Origin of the sequence: Pseudomonas sp. NFX15, from assembly GCF_049132105.1 — a bacterium.
Classification (GTDB): Bacteria; Pseudomonadota; Gammaproteobacteria; order Pseudomonadales; family Pseudomonadaceae; genus Aquipseudomonas.
In genome coordinates this window covers 26,089-47,974 of record NZ_JAFMPV010000022.1, presented here as the reverse complement: position 1 = coordinate 47,974, position 21,886 = coordinate 26,089, and the positions used below count along the sequence as shown (strand labels likewise).

General features: G+C 61.2%; 15 protein-coding genes. 7 read left to right on the top strand and 8 right to left on the bottom strand.

What is annotated here, in order from left to right; all coding sequences use genetic code 11:
* Positions 1-2: 2 nt before the first annotated feature.
* Positions 3-998 carry a catabolite repressor/activator gene (gene cra, locus J1D76_RS20910; protein ID WP_421140265.1) on the bottom strand — a complete coding sequence of 332 codons (996 nt, stop codon included), beginning with the start codon at positions 996-998 and terminating at the stop codon, positions 3-5.
* A gap of 289 nt (positions 999-1,287) precedes the next feature.
* Here cra and ptsP point away from each other — a divergent pair, with 289 nt between their 5' ends.
* The 3 genes from ptsP to J1D76_RS20895 are packed head-to-tail and all read left to right on the top strand — an operon-like array spanning position 1,288 to position 6,841.
* On the top strand, positions 1,288-4,149 hold the full coding sequence (ptsP, locus tag J1D76_RS20905; RefSeq protein WP_421140264.1) for a phosphoenolpyruvate--protein phosphotransferase: 2,862 nt from the start codon (positions 1,288-1,290) through the stop codon (positions 4,147-4,149).
* On the top strand, positions 4,149-5,090 hold the full coding sequence (gene pfkB / locus J1D76_RS20900; protein ID WP_421140263.1) for a 1-phosphofructokinase: 942 nt from the start codon (positions 4,149-4,151) through the stop codon (positions 5,088-5,090). The genes ptsP and pfkB overlap by 1 nt, the downstream gene beginning before the upstream one ends.
* Before the next feature lie 11 nt (positions 5,091-5,101).
* Positions 5,102-6,841 carry a PTS fructose-like transporter subunit IIB gene (locus J1D76_RS20895; RefSeq protein WP_421140262.1) on the top strand — a complete coding sequence of 580 codons (1,740 nt, stop codon included), beginning with the start codon at positions 5,102-5,104 and terminating at the stop codon, positions 6,839-6,841.
* 207 nt (positions 6,842-7,048) lie between these two features.
* On the opposite strand, the gene J1D76_RS20890 is transcribed toward J1D76_RS20895, so the two are convergent.
* Together J1D76_RS20890 and J1D76_RS20885 are read right to left on the bottom strand one after the other, a co-directional pair.
* Positions 7,049-9,577, bottom strand: a complete 2,529-nt coding sequence (locus tag J1D76_RS20890) for a PepSY domain-containing protein (protein ID WP_421140261.1) — start codon at positions 9,575-9,577, stop codon at positions 7,049-7,051.
* Between the two features lie 241 nt (positions 9,578-9,818).
* Positions 9,819-12,146, bottom strand: a complete 2,328-nt coding sequence (locus J1D76_RS20885; RefSeq protein ID WP_421140260.1) for a TonB-dependent receptor — start codon at positions 12,144-12,146, stop codon at positions 9,819-9,821.
* A gap of 208 nt (positions 12,147-12,354) precedes the next feature.
* Between J1D76_RS20885 and J1D76_RS20880 the strand changes: the two genes are divergently transcribed.
* Together J1D76_RS20880 and J1D76_RS20875 are read left to right on the top strand one after the other, a co-directional pair.
* Entirely contained in the window at positions 12,355-13,035 is a 681-nt protein-coding gene (locus J1D76_RS20880; RefSeq protein ID WP_421140259.1) for a Fe2+-dependent dioxygenase, read from the top strand.
* Positions 13,036-13,806, top strand: coding sequence for a tetratricopeptide repeat protein (locus J1D76_RS20875; RefSeq protein WP_421140258.1), 771 nt, complete (start codon positions 13,036-13,038; stop codon positions 13,804-13,806).
* A gap of 174 nt (positions 13,807-13,980) precedes the next feature.
* Here the strand turns inward: J1D76_RS20875 and J1D76_RS20870 are convergent, their stop codons facing one another.
* The 5 genes from J1D76_RS20870 to J1D76_RS20850 form a co-directional block, all read right to left on the bottom strand.
* Positions 13,981-15,144 carry a type III PLP-dependent enzyme gene (locus J1D76_RS20870; RefSeq protein ID WP_421140257.1) on the bottom strand — a complete coding sequence of 388 codons (1,164 nt, stop codon included), beginning with the start codon at positions 15,142-15,144 and terminating at the stop codon, positions 13,981-13,983.
* Positions 15,145-15,786: 642 nt separating this feature from the next.
* Positions 15,787-16,944 (bottom strand): betaine/proline/choline family ABC transporter ATP-binding protein, encoded by a 1,158-nt coding sequence (locus J1D76_RS20865; protein WP_421140256.1) that lies wholly within the window; start codon positions 16,942-16,944, stop codon positions 15,787-15,789.
* On the bottom strand, positions 16,941-17,594 hold the full coding sequence (locus J1D76_RS20860) for an ABC transporter permease (protein ID WP_421140255.1): 654 nt from the start codon (positions 17,592-17,594) through the stop codon (positions 16,941-16,943). Before J1D76_RS20860 ends, J1D76_RS20865 begins: the two co-directional genes overlap by 4 nt.
* Positions 17,595-17,606: 12 nt before the next feature.
* Entirely contained in the window at positions 17,607-18,500 is an 894-nt protein-coding gene (locus J1D76_RS20855) for a glycine betaine ABC transporter substrate-binding protein (protein ID WP_421140254.1), read from the bottom strand.
* Positions 18,501-18,520: 20 nt separating this feature from the next.
* Positions 18,521-19,210 (bottom strand): ABC transporter permease, encoded by a 690-nt coding sequence (locus tag J1D76_RS20850; RefSeq protein WP_421140303.1) that lies wholly within the window; start codon positions 19,208-19,210, stop codon positions 18,521-18,523.
* 356 nt (positions 19,211-19,566) lie between these two features.
* Here J1D76_RS20850 and J1D76_RS20845 point away from each other — a divergent pair, with 356 nt between their 5' ends.
* Positions 19,567-21,150 (top strand): peptide chain release factor 3, encoded by a 1,584-nt coding sequence (locus J1D76_RS20845; RefSeq protein WP_421140253.1) that lies wholly within the window; start codon positions 19,567-19,569, stop codon positions 21,148-21,150.
* A 326-nt stretch (positions 21,151-21,476) separates the two neighbouring features.
* On the top strand, positions 21,477-21,734 hold the full coding sequence (locus J1D76_RS20840; protein WP_421140252.1) for a hypothetical protein: 258 nt from the start codon (positions 21,477-21,479) through the stop codon (positions 21,732-21,734).
* Positions 21,735-21,886: the final 152 nt, after the last annotated feature.

The following is a 21,886-nucleotide window of genomic DNA, read 5'->3' as shown; positions in this document are numbered from 1 at the left end:
GTTCAGTCCTGACGAATACGCTGCTTGAACGTCCGCGGGATCGCCTGCACGCCGGGTTGGTAATCCGACTGCTCGATAGCCGCCAGGGCCAGTGCGAGGGCCTTGTCGGCGATCAACTGGTGTTGCTGGGCCATGGCGTTGACCGGCAGCGGCAGGAAGTCCAGCAACTGGGTGTCGCCGAACGTGCCGAGGCGCAGGGGGCGGTTTTTCAGCGGGAAGTCGTGCAGCGCGTCAAACACACCCTGAAGCAACACGTAGGAGGTGGTCACCAGCGCATCGGGCAAATGGCCCAGGCGCTGCAACAAGTCGTCCATCAATTGTTTGCCGCACTCGCGGCTGAAGGATTCACCTTCTTCGATCAGCACCTCTGCGTTGAACCCGGCCAGGGCTTCTTTGAAGCCTGCGGTTCGTTCGCGGCTGATGCTCAGCTCCGGGCGGGCGCCGATCAGCGCGATCTGCCGGGGCAATGGTTCGAGCAGGCTGCGGGTCAGTTGCAGGCTGGCCTCGCGGTCGTCGCTGATCACCGAGCAAAAATGCTTGGGTTCCATGACCCGGTCGATGGCGATGATCGGAATGCCCTTGGCCTGCAATTGCAGATAACTGTCGTCGCCGTCCGGCAGGCAGCTGGCAACGATCAGCGCGTCGCAACGCCGGGCGCGGAACAGTTTCAGCAATTGCCGCTCACTGTCCGGGGCATCGTCGGAACTGGCGATCAGCAATTGATAACCGCGGGCACGCGCGCCTTGTTCCAGCAATTTGGCGATTCGTGCGTAACTGGGGTTTTCCAGATCCGGCAGAATGAAGCCCAATGTGCGCGTGTGACGGCTACGCAAGCCGGCGGCCTGTGGGTTAGGCGTGAAGCCATGTTGTTCGACGACCGCGCGCACGCGTTCGACGGTTGCGCTGCTGATGCGCTGCTGTTCGGCCTTGCCATTGATGACATAGCTGGCGGTGGTGACGGACACACCGGCCAACTGGGCAATATCACTGAGTTTCAACCCGCTGTTTCCTTGTTTTTTCGAGATTGCCTCGACATTTTCCTCAATCCTAACCGATTAAGGCAGGCGACCATTGTCGCAACGCATCCGACCAGTTGAGCTTCAAGGATGGGTCATTATCGAGTAACGTGCCATTCATTCTAGATTAAACGTTTCAGCAGGCGTATTTTCTACGCTTTAGGCGCCTTTGTCGGTTCTGCCGTGAAACCGCCAAAAATGACCACCAAGCGCCTATGCTGGCTCATTCAAAACAATACCTGGCACCTCAAGGTGCCAAAAAGGAGAAAGCATGCTCGAGCTCACCATTGAGCAGATATCCATGGGCCAGATGGCCGTGGATAAGTCCGCTGCCCTGCAATTGCTAGCCGGGCATCTGGTTGCCGACGGCCTGGTGGCCGAGGGTTACCTCGCTGGTTTGCAGGCGCGTGAAACCCAGGGCTCGACCTTTCTCGGCCAAGGTATTGCCATCCCCCACGGAACCCCCGAAACCCGCGACCAGGTGTTCACTACCGGTGTGCGCCTGATGCAGTTCCCTCAAGGCGTTGATTGGGGTGATGGGAATATCGTTTACCTGGCGATCGGTATTGCTGCCAAATCCGATGAGCATTTGCGCCTGTTGCAACTGCTGACCCGCGCCCTCGGCGAGACTGACCTCGGCCAGGCCTTGCGCCGTGCTGGCTCTGCCGAAGCATTGCTGAAGTTGCTGCAAGGCGCGCCGCAGGAACTGGCACTGGATGCGCAGATGATCGGCCTCGGTGTGGCCGCCGAAGATTTCGAAGAACTGGTTTGGCGTGGCGCGCGTTTGCTGCGTCAGGCCGATTGTGTGAGCAACGGGTTTTCTGCCGTATTGCAGCAGGTCGAAGCGCTGCCGCTGGGCGACGGTCTGTGGTGGCTGCACAGCGAACAAACGGTGAAACGCCCGGGTCTGGCATTCGTCACTCCGGACAAACCGTTGCGCTATCTCGGCCAGCCCCTCACTGGACTGTTCTGCCTGGCCAGCCTCGGTGAGGCCCATCAAGCCCTGCTCGAGCGTCTGTGCGCGTTGCTGATCGAAGGGCGCGGGCATGAATTGGGCCGCGCCACCAGCCGCCGCAAAGTCCTCGAAGTGCTCGGTGGTGACGTGCCCGCCGACTGGCCCAGTGCACGCATTGCGCTGGCCAACGCCCACGGTTTACATGCACGGCCGGCGAAGGTTCTCGCGCAATTGGCGAAAAGTTTTGAAGGTGAGATCCGCGTGCGCATCGTCGATGGCCAGGACAACGCGGTGTCGGTGAAGAGCTTGAGCAAGTTGCTCAGCCTGGGCGCCCGTCGCGGGCAGGTGCTGGAAATCATCGCCGAGCCGGGCATTGCCGCCGATGCACTTCCGGCGTTGTTGGCCGCCATCGAAGAAGGCCTCGGTGAAGAAGTCGAACCGCTGCCGCCGGTCAGCCAGACACGGGAAATCGTAGCCGATATGGCCGACGTGGTCTTCGCCCCGGCATCCGGCAGCGTGGTCCAGGCCATTGCCGCCGCACCGGGAATCGCCATCGGCCCGGCACATATTCAAGTGCTGCAAACCATCGATTATCCGTTGCGCGGCGAGTCCGCCGGCATCGAGCGCGAACGCCTCCAGCAAGCCTTGGCGCAGGTGCGTCGTGACATCCAGGGGCTGATCGAGCGCAGCAAGAGCAAAGCCATTCGCGAGATATTTATCACCCACCAGGAGATGCTCGATGACCCGGAGCTGACCGATGAGGTCGATACGCGTCTCAAGCAGGGTGAAAGCGCCGAGGCGGCGTGGATGGCGGTGATCGAAGTGGCGGCCCGGCAACAGGAAGCTTTGCAGGACGCCTTGCTCGCCGAGCGCGCCGCCGACTTGCGCGACATCGGGCGCCGGGTATTGATGCAGCTCAGTGGCATCGAAACCCCAGGCGAACCGGAGCAGCCGTACATTCTGGTGATGGACGAGGTCGGGCCATCGGATGTCGCACGGCTCGATCCGGCTCGTGTGGCGGGAATTCTTACTGCCCGGGGTGGCGCGACGGCGCACAGTGCGATCGTTGCCCGGGCGTTGGGTATTCCGGCATTGGTCGGTGCCGGCCCTGGTGTGTTGCTGCTGGCGCCGGGCACGCCGTTGCTGCTCGATGGCCAGCGCGGGCGCCTGTATGTGGAGGCTGACGCGGCGACCCAGCAACGTGCCAGCGCCGAACGCGATAGTCGTGAGCAACGCTTGAAGGCGGCCGCGCAGCAGCGTCATCAGCCGGCACTGACTCGCGATGGTCATGCCGTCGAAGTGTTCGCCAACCTTGGGGAAAGCGCTGGTGTAACGAGCGCGGTAGAGCAGGGCGCCGAAGGCATTGGCCTGCTGCGCACCGAACTGATTTTCATGGCCCACCCGCAAGCGCCCGATGAAGCGACTCAGGAAGCCGAATACCGTCGCGTGCTCGACGGCCTCGCCGGGCGGCCGCTGGTGGTGCGCACCCTCGATGTCGGTGGCGACAAACCGCTGCCGTACTGGCCGATTCCCAAGGAAGAAAATCCCTTCCTCGGCGTGCGCGGCATTCGCCTGACGTTGCAGCGTCCACAGGTCATGGAAGCGCAGTTGCGCGCCTTGCTGCGGGCTGCCGACAACCGCCCGCTGCGGATCATGTTCCCGATGGTGGGCAGCGTTGACGAATGGCGTCAGGCCCGGGACATGACTGAGCGCCTGCGCCTGGACATCCCGGTCGCCGACCTGCAATTGGGGATCATGATCGAGGTGCCGTCGGCGGCATTGCTGGCACCGGTGCTGGCCAGGGAAGTCGACTTTTTCAGCGTTGGTACCAACGACCTGACCCAATACACCCTGGCCATCGACCGTGGTCATCCGACACTGTCGGCCCAGGCCGATGGCTTGCACCCGGCGGTGCTGCAACTGATCGACATCACCGTGCGCGCCGCCCATGCCCACGGCAAATGGGTCGGTGTGTGTGGCGAGCTGGCAGCCGATCCGCTGGCGGTGCCGGTGCTGGTCGGCCTCGGCGTGGATGAGCTCAGCGTCGGTGCGCGCAGCATTGCCGAAGTCAAGGCGCGGATACGCGAACTGGGCTTCACTCAGACTCAAACCCTTGCCCAACAGGCGCTGGCCGTGGGCAGCGCCGATGAAGTGCGTGCATTAGTGGAGGCCCTGTAATGGCCCGGATTCTCACCCTGACCCTCAACCCGGCGCTGGACCTGACCGTCCAGTTGCCGCACCTTGACGCCGGCCAGGTCAACCGCAGCGATGCGATGCACACCCACGCCGCAGGCAAGGGCGTGAACGTGGCGCAAGTGCTGGCGGACCTCGGGCACCAGCTGACCGTCAGTGGCTTTCTCGGCGAGGACAACCTGCAAGCGTTCGAAACATTGTTCGCCAAACGCGGTTTTGTCGACGCGTTCATCCGCGTGCCGGGCGAGACCCGCAGCAACATCAAACTGGCCGAAAGCGATGGCCGCATCACCGACATCAATGGGCCGGGGCCGCACGTCAGCGAAGCGGCGCAACAGGCGTTGATGGCGCGGCTGGAGCAGATTGCCCCGGGGCACGATGCGGTGGTGGTCGCCGGCAGTTTGCCGTTGGGCGTCACTGCGCAGTGGTTGAAGGTACTGATTTTGCGCTTGAAGACACTGGGACTGAACGTCGCCCTGGACACCAGCGGCGAAGCGTTGCGTGAGGCACTCAAGGCCGGTCCGTGGCTGATCAAACCCAACACTGAAGAGCTGGCCGACGTATTGGATTGCGAGGTTGTTTCTGTCAGCGCCCAGGCTCTCGCAGCGCAGCGCTTGCACGCTCAGGGCATTGAGCATGTGGTGATCTCCCACGGTGCCGAGGGCGTGAACTGGTTCACCGTCGGTTCGGCCCTGCACGCCGCGCCGCCCAGGGTCAATGTCGCCAGCACCGTGGGCGCGGGCGACTCATTGCTGGCAGGGATGCTCCACGGTTTGCTCAGTGCCGATACACCGGAGCAAACCTTGCGCACCGCCACGGCGATTGCGGCGATGGCGGTGACCCAGATCGGTTTCGGCATTGGCGATGCAGCGCAACTGGCGCAGCTCGAACAGGGTGTACGCGTGCGTCCCCTGACAGAACAATAAGAGGGTTTGTCATGAAGTTAGCCATCGTTACGGCCTGCCCGAACGGCATGGTCACCAGCGTGCTATGCGCGCGGCTGCTCGATGCCGCGGCCCAGCGCCAGGGCTGGAGCACCAGTGTCGAAATCAGCGATGCCGCGCACCCCGAAAAGCAACTGTCGGCCGTCACCCTCGATGCCGCCGAGTGGGTGCTGCTGGTGACCAGCGCACCGGTAGACATGTCGCGGTTTGTCGGCAAGCGAGTGTTCCAGAGCACCCCGGCCCAGGCGCTGCAAGACGTGGAAGCGGTGCTGCGGCGTGGGGCGCAGGAGGCGCAGGTTTATGTGGCAGCGGCCGCCAATGCCGAACCGACTGGCGTTGCTCAGAACGTCACTCGACTGGTGGCGGTTACCGCCTGCCCGACGGGCGTGGCTCACACGTTCATGGCCGCCGAAGCCCTGCAACAAGCGGCCAAGCGCCTGGGCTATGACCTGCAAGTGGAAACCCAGGGCTCGGTCGGTGCGCGCAATCCATTGAGCGCGCAAGCCATCGCCGAGGCCGACGTGGTGCTGCTGGCGGCCGATATCGAAGTCGCTACCGAGCGTTTCGCCGGCAAGAAAATCTATCGCTGCGGCACTGGCATTGCCCTCAAGCAAGCCGAGGCGACCCTGAACAAAGCCTTGGCCGAGGGCCAGCTGGAAAGCGCTGCCGGTAGCGCCAACGGTCCGGCCAAATCCGAAAAAACCGGCATCTATAAACATCTGCTGACCGGCGTGTCGTTCATGTTGCCGATGGTGGTCGCCGGCGGCTTGATGATCGCCTTGTCGTTCGTCTTTGGCATCACCGCGTTCAAGGAACAGGGCACGCTGGCGGCGGCGCTGATGCAGATCGGTGGCGACACGGCGTTCAAGTTGATGGTGCCGCTGCTGGCCGGTTACATCGCCTATTCCATCGCCGACCGTCCGGGCCTTGCGCCGGGGATGATCGGCGGGTTGCTGGCGAGCACCCTGGGCGCCGGTTTTATTGGCGGGATCATTGCCGGTTTCCTCGCCGGTTATGCCGCCAAAGCGATCAACCGTTATGCGCGTTTGCCGCAGAGCCTCGAGGCGCTGAAACCGATCCTGATCATCCCATTGCTGGCGAGCCTGTTCACGGGACTGGTGATGATCTACGTGGTCGGCAAACCGGTGGCCGGGATGCTCGCCGGGCTCACGCATTTCCTCGACAGCATGGGTACCACCAACGCAATTCTGCTCGGTGTGCTGCTGGGCGGCATGATGTGCGTCGATCTCGGCGGGCCGATCAACAAGGCGGCCTATGCGTTCTCGGTGGGCTTGCTGGCGTCGCAGAGTTACGCGCCGATGGCGGCGACCATGGCCGCCGGCATGGTGCCGCCGATTGGTCTGGGCATTGCTACGTTCATAGCCCGACGCAAGTTCGCCCAGACCGAGCGCGAGGCCGGTAAGGCTGCGTTGGTGTTGGGGCTGTGCTTTATTTCCGAAGGGGCGATTCCGTTTGCCGCAAAAGACCCGTTGCGGGTGATTCCGGCGAGCATCGCCGGCGGTGCGTTGACCGGTGCGCTGTCGATGTATTTCGGCTGCAAATTGATGGCACCCCACGGTGGGTTGTTTGTGCTGGCGATTCCGAATGCGATCAACCATGCGCTGCTGTACTTGCTGGCGATTATCGCGGGGAGCCTGTTGACGGCAGTGACGTATGCGCTGGTCAAGCGCCCGGAGACGGTGGAGATGGCGCTGGAACCGGCCAAGGCCTGACGCAAAACCCTTGGGCCCATGATGTGTGGCGAGGGGGCTTGCCCCGTTGGGGCGCGGAGCGACCCCTCTTCACCAACAGAAAGGGGGCCTGCTGCGCAGTCCAACGGGGGCAAGCCCCCTCGCCACAGAGTTCGGTGTGTGTCACATCGACTTCATCCGGCCATGCTTTGGTGCCCGACACCTTGCTCCTATAGGGAAAGCAGTGAATCAGTACACGTCGCGGCGGTAGCGGCCCTGTTCGATCAGGCGCTCCACTTCGGCGGCGCCCAGTACCTCATTGAGTACCTGATCCACCCCCGAAGCCATGCCTTGCAGGCTGCCGCAGATGTAGATCACCGCACCGTCCGCCAGCCACTGCTTGAGCTCGGCAGCGGATTCACGCAGACGATCCTGTACGTAAATCTTCTGTGCCTGGTCGCGGGAAAACGCCAGGTCGAGCCTTGCCAGATCACCGTTGATCAGCCATTCCTCCAGCGCCTGTCGGCACAGGTAATCGTGTTCGCGATTGCGCTCGCCAAACAGCAGCCATTGACGTTGCTGGCCATCGGCAATCCGAGCCTTGAGCAGGCTGCGCAACCCGGCCAGTCCGGTGCCATTGCCCAGCAGGATCATCGGCACCGGCTGCGCCGGTAGATGGAAACCGCTGTTGCGCCGCACACGCAGGCTGATGGAACTGCCCACTGGCGCATGTTCGGTCAGCCAGCCGGAGCCGACACCGAGGTTGCCATTGGCATGCACTTCCTGGCGTACGATCAATTCCAGAACGCCATCGGCCGGGATCGACGCAATCGAGTATTCGCGCATCGCCAACGGCACCAGCGCCTCGGCCAGCGCCTGTGCGTGCAGGCCGACCAGCTGGGCGCGGTTCTGCGGCAGCTGGCGGCTGGCCAGGGCCTGTTCGAGGGTTTCCTCCAGGCCGTTGAGCTGCACCTTGGTCTCACCGTGAATGCCCAGGCCATCGAGGAAATGCTCAATGACCCACGGGCAATTGCGCGGCAGCACTTCCACCAGGTCGCCGGCCAGCCAGCTGCTGCTGGTCGGTGGCTTGAGGCCCAACAGGTACACCGGCGAACCGCTGCTGTCCGGATTGAGCAACTCGCGACGCAGCAAGGTCCAGTTGTCGTAGCTCGGTGCTTGCCAGGTGTCGACGGGCGCGTGACCGGTCAGCAGGCCCAGTTGCTGTTGCCAGTGACGCAGGGCGTAGGGGTCGCCGCTGTCGACTTCCACCGGCGCGAACAGGGTCTTGCCGCCGTGTTCGCCGAGCCAGCTGTGCAGGCGTTTGGCGAAACCACAGAAGTGCTGGTACTGCCGGTCACCGAGACCGAGGATTGCATAGTTCAGGCGTTCCAGGCTCGGCGTGCGGCCCAGGACTTTGCGTTCGAAGCCTCTGGCGCTGTCGGGTGCTTCGCCGTCGCCGAAGGTGCTGACGACAAACAGTGCGTTGCTGGAGTCCTGCAAGTCCCGCTCGCTGAGATCCGCCAGCGGCTGCACTTTCACCGGCAGGCCCGCTGCCTGCAATTGGCCCGCGGTCTGCCACGCCAGTTGCTCGGCGAAGCCGCTCTGGCTGGCGAAACCGACCAGCCAGGCCGGCGCATTGCTGCCTGGTTGGACCAGACCTTGGCGAGCGTCCTTGATCTGGCGTTTCTTGCGTCGACGATCGAGGTACAACAACCAGCCGGTGACGAAGAACAGCGGCATGGTCAGCGCGGTGAGGGTCAGGATGATTCGCCCGACGATACCGAAGTAGCTGCCGACGTGCAGCGCATAGAGGCTGGTCAGCAATTGCGCCTTGAGGCTCTTGTCGCTGTAGCGGTCTACCCGCTTGACCACGCCGGTGGCCGGGTCGAGGGTGATCTGGTTCAGCGCACGGTCGTGGGGCGAAGTTTTGAGCAGGTAAAAGACTGTCGCCGGTTGCCCGGCCACGGGCGGCATGCGGATGTTGTAGCTGCTCAGTTGCGGGCCGGCGTTACTGTAGATGCTGCTCCACATCGCCGCGTAATCGGCGGTCGGTGCCGGACCTTGCGGCGCCGGGCCGCGTCCGCCACGAACGCGTTCGTTCTGCGGGGAGTCGGAGAGCAAGCGGGTCAGGCCCTGGTTGTACCACTCGTAAGACCAGGACAAACCGGTCAGCGCCGCCAGGAGGTAAAACACCAGGCACCAGGTGCCGGCCACCGAGTGCAGGTCCCAGTTGAAGCTGCGACCCTTTTTCTTCCAGTCCAGGGTCAGCCAGGCGCGCCAGTTTTTCCATTGGCGAGGCCAGCGCAGGTACAGGCCGGACAGGCAGAAGAACACCAAAATCAGCGTGCACGCACCGGTAATCTGCCGACCACTGTCACCCATAGCGAGAAAGCGGTGCAGTTGCAGCATCAGGCCGAAAAAGTCCTGGCCGGTGGCATCGCCGAGGAACTCGGCGGTGTACGGATTGAAGTAGCGCATCTCGCCGCGGCGCTCGCCCGGTGGCGGGGTGAACCAGACGCGGGCGGCGTTACCGTTGTCGGTCTCCACGGAGAGCATCGAAACTTTTTTGCCCGACGCGGTTTCGATGTGCTCCACCAGTTCGGCAGGCGGCAGCACGCCGGCGACCTGTTTTTCGACCTGCAACACGGACGGGTTGAGCGCACTCAGGATTTCATCCTGAAACGACACCGTCGCCCCGGTGATGCCCATCAGGGCCAGGACCAGCCCGGCGCTGATGCCGAAAAACCAGTGCAACTGGAACAGGGTTTTCTTCAACACGTCGCTCGCCTTGTTCGTTCAAATTAATTCGTCACGGCGCGCATTATGCCGTGGGTTGTCGAGAAACATTCTTTTTTACGCACAAAGGCCCCGTTCACGGTATGAACGGGGCCTGGTCAACCCACCCATCTCTGTAGGAGCCAGCTTGCTGGCGAAGGTCGTTAACGTTAACGCGGTAAACCTGATTCACCGTGCCGTACTTGAGTCCTTCGCGAGCGGGCTCGCTCCTACAGGGACTGCATCAGAAGTGGAAGTTGGTGCTCAGCAAGGCGGTACGACCGGCCGCCTGGTTGGCGAAGTGAGTCGAGAACGCTTTGTCGTAGTAGGTTTCGTTGGTCAGGTTCTGCACGTTCAGTTGCAGGTCGACGTTTTTGCTCAGTTTGTAGGCGGCCATTGCGTCGTAGCGAACGTAGGAATCGACCATGGTGGTGTTGGCGGCACTGCCGAATACGTCGTCGACATAGAACGCACCGCCACCGATGGTCAGCTTCGGCGTGACTTGGTAGGTCGTCCACAGGCTGGCGCTGTTTTTCGGCGTGTTAGGCAGTTCGTTGCCGTCGTTGGCCGCGTTTGCCGGCAGGTCGCCACCGTCCACTTGCTCGCTGTCCATGTAGGCGTAACCGGCGAAGACTTGCCATTTGTCGGTGAGCTTGCCGCTGGCCGACAACTCGACACCTTGGACGCGGGTCTTACCGACGTTTTCATAGGTCGTGGTGTCGGTCTGCACACGTGCGTTGTCTTTTTCGGTGCGGAAGATATCGGCGGTCAGCGACAGGCGATTATTGAGCAGGTCCCACTTGGTACCGATTTCGTAGTTCTTGGTGGTTTCCGGCTCCAGGTCGCTGTTGAGCAGGTTGCCGTTGCGATCTGGCGTGCCGCCCAGCGGGTTGCCCTCGGAACCTTCGCCCAAGGTGTTGCCTGGTGGCGTGGCAGAGGTAGCGAAGGACGCATAGATGCTGCCGTTTTCAGCAGGTTTGTACACCACACCGAACTGACCGGTCACGAACTCGCTGGTGTCATCGCCCTTGGACGTGGTCACGCTCGAACCGTTGAAGGTTTTGTAGTCAGTGCTGAAATGGTCATAGCGCAGGCCCATGTTCACCAGCCACTGCTCGGACAGCGTCAGGGTGTCGAACACGTACAGTGCGTAAGTGTCGGCCTTGGTGTCGGTGCCGGCGTAGTTGCGCGAGATGGCACCGTTCCACGGGTCGTTCTGGGTCGGATTGGACAGCGACGTGCAGTTGTAGCCGCTTGGCGCGCCGATCAGGGCAGGGGAGCAGTTGGTGGTCACCGCTGCCGTACCCGGCGTGGTGTCGGTGTTGACGTTGTACGAGGACTTATCAGCTTCCTCGTGAGTGTATTCAACGCCCGTGGAGAAGCTGTTCTTGAAGCCAGCGATGTACACATCACCAAACAGGTCGGTCTGGTTGGTGGTGGTCTCGGTGTTGCTCACGCGGGTGTTCGCCCGGCGCCAGACGCTGCCGTTGTTGACGTTGCCCTTGCTGTCGTCCGGCTGGGTCAGGATGTAGTCCTGCATGCTGGTGCCGTGGCGCAGGGTGTTCTTGATGGTCAGCGCGTCGCTCAGGTCGTGCTCGATGGCGAACGTCGCGGTGTCGGTGCGGCCCTTGCGGAAATCGCGGTCGGTCAGACCATAGAAATTGCTGTCGCTGCCGCCACCGGTGCTCGGTTTGTCCGGGTTGGACTTGGTACGCGCAGCCGAGCCTCCGACCGGAATGGAGTACGGAATGCCCGAATCCGGCGTGTCGTTGCTTTCGAGGTGGTAGTAGTCGAGGTTGACGCGGGTGTCGGTGCCCAGGCCGAAGGCCAGGGACGGTGCCACGCCCCAACGGTCGTAGTCGACGCTGTCGCGACCGGCGACATTACTCTCGTGGCTCATCAGGTTCAGGCGGCCAGCGGCGGTGTCGGTGAACTGGTAGTTGCCGTCGAAGGTGTAGCGCTGGGTCTGGTCCGAACCCCAGGTGAAACCACCGTCGAGCGAATCGCCCAGGTGCGCTTTCTTGCTGACCAGGTTGATGCTGCCGCCGGCTGCGCCACGGCCGCCGATGGCGGAGTTCGGACCCTTGCTGACTTCGATCGATTCCACGGCGAAGATCTCGCGGCTCTGGGAGCCGGTGTCGCGCACGCCGTCGAGGTAGGTGTCGCCCTGGGCGTCGAAGCCGCGGATGAACGGACGGTCGCCCTGGGGGTTGCCGCCTTCACCGGCACCGAAGGTGATGCCCGGAACGGTGCGCAAGGCGTCTTGCAGGTTGAGCGAGCCGGTGTCTTTCAACACCTGCTGTGGAACCACGGTCACTGAGCGCGGCGTGTCGACCAGCGGTGCGGTGTACTTGGGCGAGGAGGCTTTCTCGACGTTGTAGGTCGTCTCGTCCTGGGCTTCGCCGGTGATGGCGGTAGCGCCCAGAGAAATCACATTACTCGGTGCTTTTTCGTCGGTTTTTTCCGCCGCGAATACCATGTGGCCCGCGGAACCGGCAGTGATCGCCATGCCGATGGCCGATGCGAGCAAACGTGGTGAACTGACCGGTACTTGTGGTTGTTGACGTGACATTTGAGTGACCCCTCCCCCAGGATTTGAGGCGGCGAAATATAGGGTAAATAGGTATTCGTAACAATTGCGAAATATTACTATTTGCACTGAATTTACATTCTTTACAATTTGTCCTTACGGTTTTTGCTGACTCATCCGTCCACAGTGTTTTACATGGGCAATAAGAATCAATACCATTGGCACTCCTTGTTTGTCAGGTGTCATTGCCATGCTGTTGCACATTCCCGGCCTGTTCGAAAAAGACGAAGTGCGGCGCATCCGCGAGGCTCTGGAACAAGCTGATTGGGCCGATGGCAAGATCACCGCCGGCTATCAGTCGGCCAAGGCCAAGCACAATTTGCAGCTGCCGGAAGGGCATCCACTGGCCAAGGAGATCGGCGCGGCGCTGCTGGAGCGGCTGTGGAATAACCCGCAATTCATGTCGGCAGCGCTGCCGCACAAAGTCTTTCCGCCGCTGGTGAATTGCTACACCGCCGGCGGCAGTTTTGACTTCCACATCGACAACGCGGTGCGTCAACCCAAGGGCAGCATCGAACGGGTGCGCACGGATTTATCCGCCACGCTGTTCTTCAGCGAGCCCGAGGATTACGACGGCGGCGAACTGGAAATCCAGGACACCTTCGGCACCCAACGGGTGAAGCTGCCCGCCGGCGACATGGTGTTGTACCCCGGCACCAGCCTGCACAAGGTCAATGCGGTGACGCGTGGTACGCGATTCGCTTCGTTCTTCTGGACCCAAAGCCTGGTGCGCGAAGACAGCCAGCGCGCCTTGCTGTTCGAGATGGACGGGGCCATCCAGCAACTGACCAGCGACTTGCCCGATCATCCATCGCTGGTGCGCCTGACGGGGACTTATCACAACCTGTTGCGCCGTTGGGTCGAGGTGTAAGTGGCGGATTTTCGGTTACGCCGCGAAGAAGTGCTTGACGGTGAGCGCCTGCGCTCGATGCTCGACGAAAGCCCGGCCCGAGCGGCGCAGGCGATCGTGATCGCTGCGCGTGAAGGTGAAGTCGAGGCGCAAGCGTTGCTCGGGCAGATCCTGCTCGACGGCCAGGGCATCGCCCAGGACCCGCCGCTGGCGCTGAGCTGGTTCGGCATCGCCGCGCGCCAGGGGCACCTGATGGCGCGCAACATGCTCGGCCGTTGTCATGAGCACGGCTGGGGTTGCACCGCCGATGCGGCGGTCGCGGCCCGGCATTATCGCGTCGCAGCGCAGGGCGGGCTGGATTGGGCGATGTACAACTACGCCAACCTGTTAGCCACCGGGCGCGGGGTCAACCAGGATCCGGCGCTGGCGTTCAGCTTTTATGAGCGCGCAGCTCACCTGGGGCATGCCAAGTCGATGAACCTGCTGGGTCGGTATCTGGAAGAGGGGCGGGTGTGTCCGCTGGATTTGCGCGGGGCTCGTGACTGGTATCGACGCTCGGCTGAAGGCGGGGATTTTCGCGGGCAGTTCAGCTATGCCGCGGTGTTGGCCTACACCGGGCAGATCGATGAAGCACTGGATTGGTTGCGCAAGGCGTTGGCAGGCGGCAACCTGAAGTTTTTGCAGGTGGCGAGCCAGTCGCTGGCCAGTGCGAACGATCCACGAATTGGTGCGCTGGCGGCTGAGTATCTCGAGCGCGCCACTCAACTCGGACAGGATCACGGCCCTCTGTAGGAGCTGGCTTGCCAGCGATAATCTAAAGAACATCGCATACAACCTGCAGAAACGCGCCATCGTTGGCCGCCTTCGCTGGCAAGCCAGCTCCTACAGGTGGGATGTGCAAACAAAATGACAGGCACAAAAAAGCCCATGACGCGTCATGGGCTTTTTGATTTTTGCGTGAAGTACTTACACGTAGAACGATTTCAGCGGCGGGAAGCCATTGAATTCGACGGCGCTGTAGCTGGTGGTGTACGCACCGGTCGACAGCCAGTACAGGCGATCACCGATGGCCAGGTTCAGCGGCAGGCCGTACTTGTAGTTTTCGTACATGATGTCGGCGCTGTCGCAAGTCGGGCCGGCGATGACCACTTCTTCCATCTCGCCTTTCTTCTCGGTCCAGATCGGGAACTTGATCGCTTCGTCCATGGTTTCGATCAGGCCGGAGAACTTGCCCACATCCGTGTACACCCAACGCTCGACGGCGGTGCGGGATTTACGGGCAACCAATACCACCTCACTGACCAGGATGCCGGCGTTGGCGATCAACGAACGGCCCGGCTCGAGGATGATTTCCGGCAGGTCATCACCGAAGTCTTCCTTGAGGAAACGGATGATTTCCTCGGCGTAGGTTTCCAGACTGTTGGTGCGGGTGATGTAGTTGGCCGGGAAGCCGCCGCCCATGTTGATCAGCTTCAGGTGGATGCCGTCTTCTTCTTTCAGGCGTTCGAAGATCACTTTGACCTTGGCGATCGCCGCGTCCCAGACGCTGATGTCGCGCTGCTGCGAGCCGACGTGGAACGAGATGCCGTAAGGCACCAGGCCCAGGTCGCGAGCGAGGATCAGCAGGTCCATGGCCATGTCGGTCTGGCAGCCGAATTTACGCGACAGCGGCCAGTCAGCGGTGGTCGAGCCTTCGGTCAGGATGCGCACGTAGACTTTCGAGCCAGGCGCGGCCTTGGCGATGTTGCGCAGGTCGGCTTCGGAATCGGTGGCGAACAGGCGCACGCCCTTCTCGTAGAAGTAGCGGATGTCCTTGGATTTCTTGATGGTGTTGCCGTAGCTGATGTGGTCGGCGCTGACGCCGCGATCCAGCACTTTGTCCAGCTCATAGATAGAGGCGATGTCGAAGCTCGAGCCTTTCTCTTTGAGCAGGTCGATGATCTCGACGGCCGGGTTGGCCTTGACCGCGTAGTAAACCTTGGCGAATTCGAAACCGGCACGCAGGTCGTCATAGGCCTGGGCAATCATCGCGGTGTCGATCACCACGAACGGGGTTTCCTGTTTGTCGGCGAACGCCTTCATTTTCTGAAAGGTTTCGCGCGCGAAATAGTCTTCGACCTGGATCGACATACTTGGGAGCTCCTAATGGCAAACGAGTAAAAACAATGGGTGCAAATGAACGTCCTCCGTATCCCCACTTTGGTTCGCCTACTTCCCAAGGCATGTCGCCGAAAGCAAAAAGGCCATGGGAGTTGCGCCCTTGGCCTTGCTGTCTCGTCGTCAGTACTTGAGCCGGATGGATCGTTTCCAGCATGGACGTTCGGCGCGAACTTTAGGGCGTGAGGGGCCTGAGATCAACAAAAAATGTCGCGTTTTTGCACTCTTCTGACGCGCGTGACGGGCAGCACCCTTTGTAACCGACTCAGATGACAGTCGGATGTTCCCGAACAATTGTGAAGTGTTAAACATACCTGCACGTTCGCAGCTTTTGCTCGCCAAGTCGCTTGAAAGTACATTGGCTGCAACTTCGGCGATGTTAGGTGCGAGAAGGGCATTTCGGAGTGTGTTTCAGCTTTTGCGACTGGCGTTTCAGGGGGGCTTTTGCGCGAGTGTGTGTTGATATTTTTTTCCGGTCTGCTCAACACAAAAAAATCGCCGAATAACACCCCCCTGTCGGAGCCGGCTTGCCGGCGAAAGCGATCTGGCAGGCGAAATCTTTATCGTCTTGTCCATCGCCTTCGCCGGCAAGCCGGCTCCTACAGGTTTAATGTCCTAGCTGGCGACTACCTCGGCCGGCGAAACGATGCTGGTTTTCATCCCTCGCGAGCGTCCTGAACTTAAATAAGCCGCAATCGACTCCTGCGTCACCTCGCCAAGGAACACCCGCTCGGCATCCATCACCGGCAACCAGGCCCGGTTGAACTCGTACATGCGCGACAGCAGGATGCGCAAATGCTCGTCGTAGGCGGCGGTGGCGTTGAACTCGCGCAAGTACTGCGCGCTGGTGCCAGTCTGACGGTGCAGGTCGCGACGTCTTACATAGCCCAAGGCTTTATTCTCGGCGCAAGTGACTACCACATAACGGCGGTCATGCTCGTCCATCAACTCCAGCGCTTCGGCAACAGTCGTTTCCGGGCTGACTGACGGCGCGTTGTCCGCCGCGTCCTCGGCCTTGACCAACAACAGGCGTTTGAGCGTGCTGTCCTGGCCGACGAAGTTGCTGACAAACTCATCCGCCGGGTGGGCGAGCAAGGTGTCCGGATGATCGATTTGCAGTAGCTTGCCGGCACGGAAGATCGCGATCTTGTCGCCGAGCTTGATCGCTTCGTCGATGTCATGGCTGACCATGATCACGGTTTTGTTCAGCGCCCGCTGCATCTCGAAGAACTCGTTCTGGATCATCTCGCGGTTGATCGGGTCGACCGCACCGAACGGTTCATCCATTAATAGCAGCGGCGCATCCGCCGCCAGGGCGCGAATCACGCCGATCCGCTGCTGCTGGCCACCGGACAATTCCCGTGGATAGCGATGCAGGTACTGCTTGGGTTCGAGCTTGATCATGCTCATCAACTCGCGGGCGCGGTCGTGGCATTTCTGTTTGTCCCAGCCGAGCAGCTTCGGTACGACCACGATGTTCTCTTCGATGGTCATGTTCGGGAACAGGCCGATCTGCTGGATCACGTAGCCGATGTTGCGGCGCAGCGTCACTTCGTCGAGGCCGGTGGTGTCTTCGCCGTTGATCAGAATCTTGCCCGAGGTCGGCTTGATCAGGCGGTTGATCATTTTCAGCGTGGTGCTTTTGCCGCAACCCGATGGCCCGAGGAACACGCAGATTTCGCCTTCATTGACGGTCAGGCTCACCGAGTCCACGGCTTTCACATCTTTGCCGTTGCTTTGGAAAGTCTTGCTGAGGTTTTGAAGTTCGATCATTTCAGGAGTCCTTTTGGAGTCAACTGGCGTTGCAGCACTTGCAGCACGAGGTCGGCGATGATCGCCAGCACGCTGACCAGCACCGCACCGACGATCAGCATCGACATGTCGCTACGGCTGATGGACGCGAGGATAAGTACACCGAGGCCACCGGCACCAATGGTGGCAGCGATGGTCATCACGCCGATGTTCATGACCACCGCGGTGCGCACACCGGCGAGGATCACCGGCACGGCGATGGGCAACTCGACCATGCGCAGGCGCTGGCCGAAAGTCATGCCGATGCCGCGTGCAGCTTCGCGGATGCCCGGCTCGACACTGGTCAGCGCCAGGTAGGTGTTACGCATGATCGGCAGCAATGAATAAAGGAACACGGCGGTGATCGCCGGCATCGGCCCCAGGCCTTGGCCGAAGGTCGAGTACACGGGCAACAGCAAGCCGAACAACGCAATCGACGGGATCGTCAGCAGCACCGTGGCGCTGGCCTGCAACGGACCGGCGAGCGCCGGGAACCGCGTCATCAGGATGCCCAGCGGCACGCCGACCAGGATCGCCAGGCTCACGGCGACCCCAACCAGGGTGATGTGTTGCCAGGTCAGGTGCAGCACTTGCCCCCAGTCGAGATGGGAAAAGGCGTTGAGAAAATCCATAACGTCTGCTCCTCAGTTCAGTGGATGTTGGCGCAGGAAATCGGCGGCAACGGATGACGGGCTCTGGTGGTCGACGTCGACCCGGGCGTTGAGTTGGCGCATGGTTTCGTCGTCGAAAAGCTCGGCCAGTGGCTTGAGTTGTTCGGCGAGTTTCGGGTGCGCATCGAGATACGCCTGACGTATCACTGGCGCGGCGGTGTAGTCGGGGAAGTAGTGCTTGTCGTCTGCCAGCAGCTTGAGCTTGAACGCGCTCAAGCGACCGTCGGTGGTGTAGACCAGACCGGCAAACACCTGGCCATTGCGCAGGGCGGTGTAGACCAGGCCGGCGTCCATCTGCCGGATGTTCTTGCGGGTCAGGTCCATGTCGTAGAGCTTGACCATGCCGGCCAGGCCGTCGGAGCGATTGGCAAACTCGGTGTCCAGCGCCACCAGCGGATTGTCCTTGGCCTCGGCGCGCAACACGCGGTCGAGATCACTGATAGTTTGGACCTGCGGGTACTCGGCAGCGATTTTTTCCGGCAGCGCCAGTGCGTAGGTGTTGCTGAATTTCGATGGCGAGAGCCAGGCCAGGCCTTTCTTCGCGTCCAGCTCAGTGACCCGGGCCAACGACTGCTGGCTGTCGAGTTTTTCCGTGACATGGTTGTAGGACACCAGCGACACACCGGTGTATTCCCAGACCATGTCCAGTTGACCACTTTCCTGGGCACTGCGGGCCAGGTTGCTGCCCAGGCCACCGGTGACCTGAGCGTCATAACCCTGGGTGCGCAGGTATTGGGCGGTGATTTCCGCCAGCAGGGTCTGTTCGGTGAACACCCGGGCGCCGATGCGAATCAGCGGTTTTTCCGCAGCCTGGGCAAATCCTGCGCACAGCAGGACGCAGCCTAGTAAAAAGCTCGATGTTTTCATGACGATTCCTTTGCCGGGGCTTAAGACGGGCGCAAGCCGCGTTCGAGCCAGAGGCGACTGCCGAGGGTGACCAAGCCGTCCAGCAACAAGGCCAGCAACGCGGTACACGCGGCGCCGAGCAGCAACTGCGGCTGATTGTTCAGGGCAATGCCGGGGAAGATCAGGCTGCCAAGGCTGTTGGCGCCGATCAGGAACGCCAGCGGCGCCGTCCCGACGTTGATCGCCAAGGCCACGCGCACGCCACCGATGATGATCGGCACGGCGTTCGGCAACTCGACTTTCCACAGCACCTGGCGCGGCGTCATGCCGATGCCGACGGCGGCCTCCTTGAGTGAGCCCTGGACGTTTTTCAGGCCTTCATAGGTATTGCGCACGATGGGCAGCAACGAAGCGAGAAACAAGGCGAAGATGGCCGGGCCACTGCCGATGCCGAGGATGCCGAGGGCGATGGCCAGGACGGCCAGGGGTGGAACGGTGTTGCCGATATTGAAGAACTGCATGAAGCGTTCAGCGCGACCAACCATCGAGGGGCGGCTGAGGAAGATGCCGGCAGGAATGCCCACGACGAGGGCCGCCAGCATGGAGGCGAGGACGAGAATCAGATGAGCTTGCAGGTAAAACAACAAATCGTCGCGGTAGTGTTCGATCGTGTTGATGCCGATCCAATGGATCAGCAGGGCCAGGAGAGCGATTACCAGCGCGCCTCCCATCAGCCCTTTGCCATAGCGGATAGCCACAGGCGGACTCCTTTTTTTCAGTCGGCGAACACTTTTCCGTGTGGCAACGCCATTCCTGGCTGCCGGAAAAATGATCGCGATAAGCAGCTCGCCCGCGCCGGCAAAGCGGCATGAAAACGAACCATGAGCACAGCCTCGTCAGGCTGAATTGCAGGTGTTTCTAGCCCCCGACGAGTGGTCGTAACGAGGGAATGGACGTCTCCGTGCTTTAAAAGGTTCCCATCTGCGGCAGCATTTGGCCACCCTTAATGTGCTCAACGGTTCGGTTCCTGGACAAACTTGGGCTATAATCTGCGCCCTTTTTTGAATCACCTGCCAGGCGATTTCCCATGACCAAACAGGCCGCCGAAGTCGCGAAACGCCGCACTTTCGCCATCATTTCCCACCCCGATGCCGGTAAGACCACCATCACCGAGAAGCTCCTGCTGATGGGCAAGGCGATTGCGGTAGCCGGTACGGTGAAGTCGCGTAAGTCCGACCGCCATGCCACCTCCGACTGGATGGAAATGGAAAAACAACGGGGTATTTCCATTACCACGTCGGTCATGCAGTTCCCGTATCGCGAGCACATGATCAACCTGCTCGACACCCCGGGCCACGAAGACTTCTCCGAAGACACCTACCGCACCCTGACCGCGGTCGACTCGGCACTGATGGTCCTTGACGGCGGTAAAGGTGTAGAGCCACGGACCATCGCCCTGATGGACGTCTGCCGTCTGCGTGACACGCCGATCGTCAGCTTCATCAACAAACTCGACCGTGACATCCGCGACCCGATCGAACTGCTCGACGAAATCGAAGCGGTCTTGAAGATCAAGGCTGCGCCGATCACCTGGCCGATTGGTTGCTACCGTGACTTCAAAGGCGTGTACCACCTCGCCGATGACTACATCATCGTGTACACCGCCGGTCACGGCCACGAACGCACTGAAACCAAAATCATCGAGAAACTCGACTCCGACGAGGCGCGCGCGCACCTGGGTGACGAATACGAGCGCTTCATCGAGCAGCTGGAGCTGGTGCAGGGCGCCTGCCACGCATTCAACCAGCAGGAGTTCCTCGACGGTCAACTGACCCCGGTGTTCTTCGGTACCGCGCTGGGCAACTTCGGAGTCGACCACGTGCTCGACGCCGTCGTCGATTGGGCACCACGCCCACTGGCCCGGGTGGCCAACGAGCGCACCGTGGAGCCGGTGGAAGAGAAGTTCTCGGGCTTCATCTTCAAGATCCAGGCGAACATGGACCCCAAACACCGCGACCGCATCGCCTTCATGCGTATCTGCTCCGGCAAGTACGAGAAAGGCATGAAGATGCGCCACGTGCGTACCGGCAAGGACGTACGGATCGGCGACGCGCTGACCTTCTTCTCCTCGGAGCGTGAGCAACTGGAAGAAGCGTTTGCCGGCGACATCATCGGTCTGCACAACCACGGCACCATCCAGATCGGCGACACCTTCAGCGAAGGCGAAGTCCTGGGTTTCACCGGCATCCCGCACTTCGCCCCGGAACTGTTCCGTCGCGTACGCCTGAAAGATCCGCTGAAATCCAAGCAACTGCGCCAAGGCCTGCAACAACTGGCCGAAGAAGGCGCGACCCAGGTGTTCTTCCCGGAACGCAGCAACGACATCATCCTCGGCGCCGTCGGTGTGCTGCAGTTCGATGTGGTCGCCAGCCGCTTGAAAGAGGAATACAAGGTCGAGTGCTCGTACGAGCCAATCACCGTTTACTCGGCACGCTGGATCGAATGCAGCGACAAGAAGAAGCTCGAGGAATTCTCCAACAAGGCCGTGGAAAACCTGGCACTGGACGGCGGCGGTCACCTGACCTACCTCGCGCCAACGCGTGTCAACCTGGCCCTGATGGAAGAGCGCTGGCCGGACGTGAAATTCCGTGCGACGCGTGAGCACCATTAAGCGCTGAGTTGAAATACCCAAAAGCCCCGTTGCGAAAGCTGCGGGGTTGTTTATTACCTGGCGCAATTCTCTGTAGGAGCGAGCCTGCTCGCGATGATTCCAGCCGCGCTGCGTTAATCCAGACGGAGCGCGTCATCGTTAGCGTCTATCGCGAGCAGGCTCGCGCCTACAGTTAGTGGAATCGTGAATAACCCTTATTCCAAACCAATCTCCCAGCCCAACGCATTTTTCCCAACTCGATAGCGTCCAATCTGGAGAACCCGGCTGATCGGAACTAGATTTCATTCAGCGCCAGACAGGCACTTCACGAAAGGAAGGAATCGGCTATGAACAGGTTGTTTCGCGTTTTACTGCTGTTGAAGGTGTTGGTGATGCTCTCGCTCGGATCCTCGATGGCGTGGGCCGAGTGCACCCAGCATGGGGAGCAGGCGTCGAGCGGGCAGGCGGGTTACGCGGGGCTGATGCTTGCCAAGTCTGAATCCGAACCTGGAGATCAGGGGCAGGGTGGTTCCGACAACGGTGATGATTCGACCACCGACGAGCCCGATTCCGATGATGAAGACGACGGCGACAGCCAGTCGTAGTCGCTCAATTGCGGAGCAAAGAAAACCCCTTCTACCTGACTGATGCGCAGCCGGGTGGGAAGGGGTTGGTTAACGCTTAAGTAACCCTGTGGGAGCGAGCCTGCTCGCGATGGACGTCAACGATAACGCGGGACCTATGGATGTCCGCGTCG

Coding starts and splice junctions, on each gene's coding strand:
- ptsP (WP_421140264.1), top strand. CDS start 1,288: ATGCTCGAGCTCACCATTGAGCAGATATCCATGGGCCAGATGGCCGTG.
- pfkB (WP_421140263.1), top strand. CDS start 4,149: ATGGCCCGGATTCTCACCCTGACCCTCAACCCGGCGCTGGACCTGACC.
- J1D76_RS20895 (WP_421140262.1), top strand. CDS start 5,102: ATGAAGTTAGCCATCGTTACGGCCTGCCCGAACGGCATGGTCACCAGC.
- J1D76_RS20885 (WP_421140260.1), bottom strand. CDS start 12,146: ATGTCACGTCAACAACCACAAGTACCGGTCAGTTCACCACGTTTGCTC.
- J1D76_RS20880 (WP_421140259.1), top strand. CDS start 12,355: ATGCTGTTGCACATTCCCGGCCTGTTCGAAAAAGACGAAGTGCGGCGC.
- J1D76_RS20870 (WP_421140257.1), bottom strand. CDS start 15,144: ATGTCGATCCAGGTCGAAGACTATTTCGCGCGCGAAACCTTTCAGAAA.
- J1D76_RS20865 (WP_421140256.1), bottom strand. CDS start 16,944: ATGATCGAACTTCAAAACCTCAGCAAGACTTTCCAAAGCAACGGCAAA.
- J1D76_RS20860 (WP_421140255.1), bottom strand. CDS start 17,594: ATGGATTTTCTCAACGCCTTTTCCCATCTCGACTGGGGGCAAGTGCTG.
- J1D76_RS20855 (WP_421140254.1), bottom strand. CDS start 18,500: ATGAAAACATCGAGCTTTTTACTAGGCTGCGTCCTGCTGTGCGCAGGA.
- J1D76_RS20850 (WP_421140303.1), bottom strand. CDS start 19,210: ATGGGAGGCGCGCTGGTAATCGCTCTCCTGGCCCTGCTGATCCATTGG.
- J1D76_RS20845 (WP_421140253.1), top strand. CDS start 19,567: ATGACCAAACAGGCCGCCGAAGTCGCGAAACGCCGCACTTTCGCCATC.
- J1D76_RS20840 (WP_421140252.1), top strand. CDS start 21,477: ATGAACAGGTTGTTTCGCGTTTTACTGCTGTTGAAGGTGTTGGTGATG.